The sequence below is a fragment of the Methylobacterium sp. J-026 genome, from assembly GCF_022829585.1.
GTDB lineage: Bacteria > Pseudomonadota > Alphaproteobacteria > Rhizobiales > Beijerinckiaceae > Methylobacterium.
The window spans coordinates 1-3,499 of the sequence record NZ_JAKSYC010000047.1 but is presented as its reverse complement, the minus strand read 5'-3'; the positions used below and the strand labels follow the sequence as shown (position 1 = coordinate 3,499).

The 3,499-nt window shown below is 57.0% G+C and carries 4 protein-coding genes; 1 reads left to right on the top strand and 3 read right to left on the bottom strand.

Annotation, left to right across the window (positions count from 1 at the left end; all coding sequences use genetic code 11):
• A partial coding sequence (locus MKK69_RS02825; RefSeq protein WP_243965287.1) for a hypothetical protein occupies window positions 1-266 on the bottom strand: 266 nt, incomplete at its 3' end.
• An 833-nt stretch (window positions 267-1,099) separates the two neighbouring features.
• On the opposite strand from MKK69_RS02825, the gene MKK69_RS02820 reads away from it, so the two are divergent.
• The gene (locus MKK69_RS02820; protein WP_243965286.1) at window positions 1,100-2,209 is read left to right on the top strand and encodes an ABC transporter substrate-binding protein; all 1,110 of its coding nucleotides are present in this window, start codon (window positions 1,100-1,102) and stop codon (window positions 2,207-2,209) included.
• 308 nt (window positions 2,210-2,517) lie between these two features.
• On the opposite strand, the gene MKK69_RS02815 is transcribed toward MKK69_RS02820, so the two are convergent.
• Window positions 2,518-3,036, bottom strand: a complete 519-nt coding sequence (locus tag MKK69_RS02815) for a MucR family transcriptional regulator (protein WP_243965284.1) — start codon at window positions 3,034-3,036, stop codon at window positions 2,518-2,520.
• Window positions 3,037-3,128: 92 nt separating this feature from the next.
• The coding region (locus MKK69_RS02810) for a winged helix-turn-helix domain-containing protein (RefSeq protein WP_243965282.1) at window positions 3,129-3,499 on the bottom strand (371 nt) is incomplete at its 5' end.

The window sequence follows — 3,499 nt, the reverse complement described above, 5'->3', positions numbered from 1 at the left end:
GACGGGATCGCCAGCCAGTGTTGAAAAGACCTGATTGATCGATAGTCTAGATCAATCTTGTTCTCTCGAAAAGAGCACAGCACTTTACAGCCGTAGTTAACCAGCCAAAGAGCGTAAAAACCAGCAATCATCAAGATGGCGACAACGGCGATGATGCGGCAGCGGTTTCCTACATGCATTGATCTTGCCAGCCTGGTAGGCTCTAAATTGCCAAGGCAAATGCCTTTGTGACGTGATCTTTTTTTGCAGGGGTAAAGGCTAAGCATTCTGACAAGTTCATTGAGCCAATAAGCTGTTAATTCGGTTATAGCAAAATAAATACCATCATCTCAATAAGGCTTATTAACCACAGAAACAAAGCTCAGGCCAAGGCGCACACGTCCGCGGGGAGTTCGACTCCCTAGGTACCGAGACCACAACAGTGGTTGAGGTTATATCCCCTAAGCAGACCTGAGATATATCAAGCTGATACAATGCTTCCTGTGGATGATTTCTGATTAATTAAAATTTTACATATGCTTCTTACCTAATGATAGCTAGATAGTATATATGCCAGCACGTAGCTGAAACCAAGATATTAAATCCGTCATTGTCGAAGACATTCAGAGGCTGCCGGATTGAATTCTCTGGAAAGAGGCATATGTGCCAAATACAGGTGCAAATATCATCCATATAAGCGCATTAAGGGTCATATCGGTCTGCGATATGACCCCTTTGCTGCTTCTGGGTGGCGCGACCCTCGGTGGCCTCGCCGCAACGTTTGCATTGCTCGGCTGGACGTACTTGCGCAGAAAGCGTGTAACTGGGCCCACCAATTCTATTCGCCAGTAGATTGTCGGAGAGGACGGATATGTCCAGATCAACTGGCCTCTTCTACAAATTGCTTCTCCTGGCGACCGCAGCCACCATTTTTCCCAACGCTCCAGCAAGCGCGCAACCCCCACCGCCAAGCACTGGACGATTCGCTCCAACATCCGAGCCACCGGGTTCGCAAGCGCGTCCACCTTCACCAGACTCTACCCCCGCGACTCGATCCTACAATTCTGTCGATGCTGATCATCGGGAGGCTTACGGCCGCGCCAGTGCTGAGAAGAGCGAGGTGCGGTTCGGTCTGATCGCTCCGTTCTCGGGCGCGAACAAGGAGTTCGGTCACCAACTCGCGATCGGGGTCGAGACCGCGTTCAACGCCGCGAACGACGCGGGAGGCATCGGTGCTTACCGCCTCAAGCTCGTTACGGCCGACGACGGGTACGAGCCGTCGCGGACACCGGACCTCGTCAGGCGCATGGCCGAGAAGGACGCGGTCGTGGGCTTCGTCGGGAACTTCGGCACTCCGACCGCCGCGGCCGTCCTACCTTGGGTACTCGACCACAAGCTCCTGTTCTTCGGCGCCTATACCGGGTCGGACCTCGTCCGTGCTGTGCCACCGGACCGATACGTCTTCAACTACCGGCCGAGCTACGCCGAGGAGACTGAGGCTGTCGTGCGTTACCTCGTGAACGTGCGTGGGCTGAAGCCGCGCGACATCGTGGTGTTCGCGCAGGACGATCCGTTCGGTGAGGCAGGGTATGCGGGAGTGGTGAAGGCCCTGCGCACGCTGCAGGGGCATTACGAGCAGCCGCCTCAGAAGCTCACGTACAAGCGCAATACGATCGACGTGGCCGAAGCAGTCGCGGCTCTGCGAGCGCGCAAGAGCCAGCCGAAGGCGGTGGTGATGGTGGCGCTTTATCGGCCAGCGGCTGAGTTCATCAAACTGACCCGCCAGCTCTATCCGCACATGATCTACACCGACGTGTCGGCCGTTGGCGCTACGGCTCTGGCTGAGGAGCTTGCGCTGGCGGGGCACAAGATGGGTGAGGGTGTCCTAGTCACCCAGGTGGTGCCTGCCGTGGGCGGATACTCGAAAGCTGTTCTCGACTTTAAAGCGCAGCTGGCCAAGTACTTTCCCGGTGAACAGCCCGACTATGTGTCGTTGGAGGCGTATATCGACGCGAAAATTCTCATTGAGGCAGTCAGGGGTATTGCTGCGACTCCGGGAGCGAAGATCGACGGAGAGCGGTTATCTGACGCACTAGAAGCTTTAGGCAACCTTGATATTGGCCTCGGGACGACGTTGAAGTTCGGACCGAGCGATCATCAGGCTTCACACATGATCTGGGGAACGCAGCTCGACGAGAGCGGAAAGTTCCTCGCCGTGGGCCTGCAGTAGCTATGTGAAAATTCAAGGTGAAGGCGGTTTTTGTCACCGGGCCATCCTCATCCACTTTTGGGACGGGAGGGTAGTAGGTCGGCGCGTGTATGGGAGTTGCGTATGTCGAACGACGAGGATCAGCGCCGAGATGAGCAGAGGCCGTCATCGGTTGGCCCAGGTGATAGATCACCCATCCGTAGCAAGCGGCGAAAAGAGCGCCGAGAGTCTGAGCGTGACTTGGCTATCGATATAGTTGACCGCCTTGAACAGGTCCTGCGTGATCTGTTCAAGTGACGCATCATAGGGGTTGACTTGGTTCGAGTAGCTTAAGCCTCAGTGGCGTCTTTGGCATTCCTCGGCCGACCACTGCGCTTCGGCTTATCGGAGACGGTCTCAGCAGACTCAGCAACCTTCGGAGCTGCCTCCCCGCGCTTCTGGCCCAGCCCGAAACTGTGAGCGAGCGCCGAGCGCTGCGCCGAGTAGCTGGCGGCCGTTGAGGGGTAGTCCCGCGGCAGGCCGAAGTGCTCCCGGTATTGCTCGATCGTCATCCCGGCGCCCGTGAGGTGGCGCTTCAGCGTCTTGTACGGCTTGCCGTCGATGAAGCTGATCAGCGCGTCCGGCGTGATCGACTTGCGGATCTGGGCGGCTGTGAGCTTCTCAGTGGTAGGAGCAGCAAGTGCACCGACATTGCCAAGCCCCGTGAGTGCAGCGTGCGTACTGGTGATCAGCTCCGCCATGTCGGCAGGCCGTACCGAGTTCTTGGACACGTAGGCCGATACGATGTCAGCCGTGAGTTCTAAATAATCGGTGGCAGCAGCCTCGATGGTCCCTGTGTTCTCGTTCACGGCGCACCTGCTTGAGTGAAGCAAGCCATCTGCGCCAGCGAACACAACAAATCAATGCACGTTTAGAACTTTTCGCTTCTACCTGCTGATTTTTAGCTTGCCATCGCTCGCATCTCGGGTGCGCCTTCGCGCAGCACGTAGCCGCGGCCCCAGACGGTCTCGATGTAGTTCTTGCCCTGGCTGCCGTTGGCGAGCTTCTTGCGCAGCTTGCAGATGAACACGTCGATGATCTTCAGCTCGGGCGCGTCCATGCCGCCGTAGAGGTGGTTGAGGAACATCTCCTTGGTGATCGTCATGCGCATCCGCAGACCGAGAAGTTCCAGCATCTGGTACTCATTTGTCGTGAGCGGAACGCGCTTGCCGTTCACAGAGGCCATCTTCTCGTCGAGGTCGATCACCAGATCACCCATCGCGATCACTGACTGGGCGTGACCCTTGGACCGGCGCACGATAGCGTGGATGC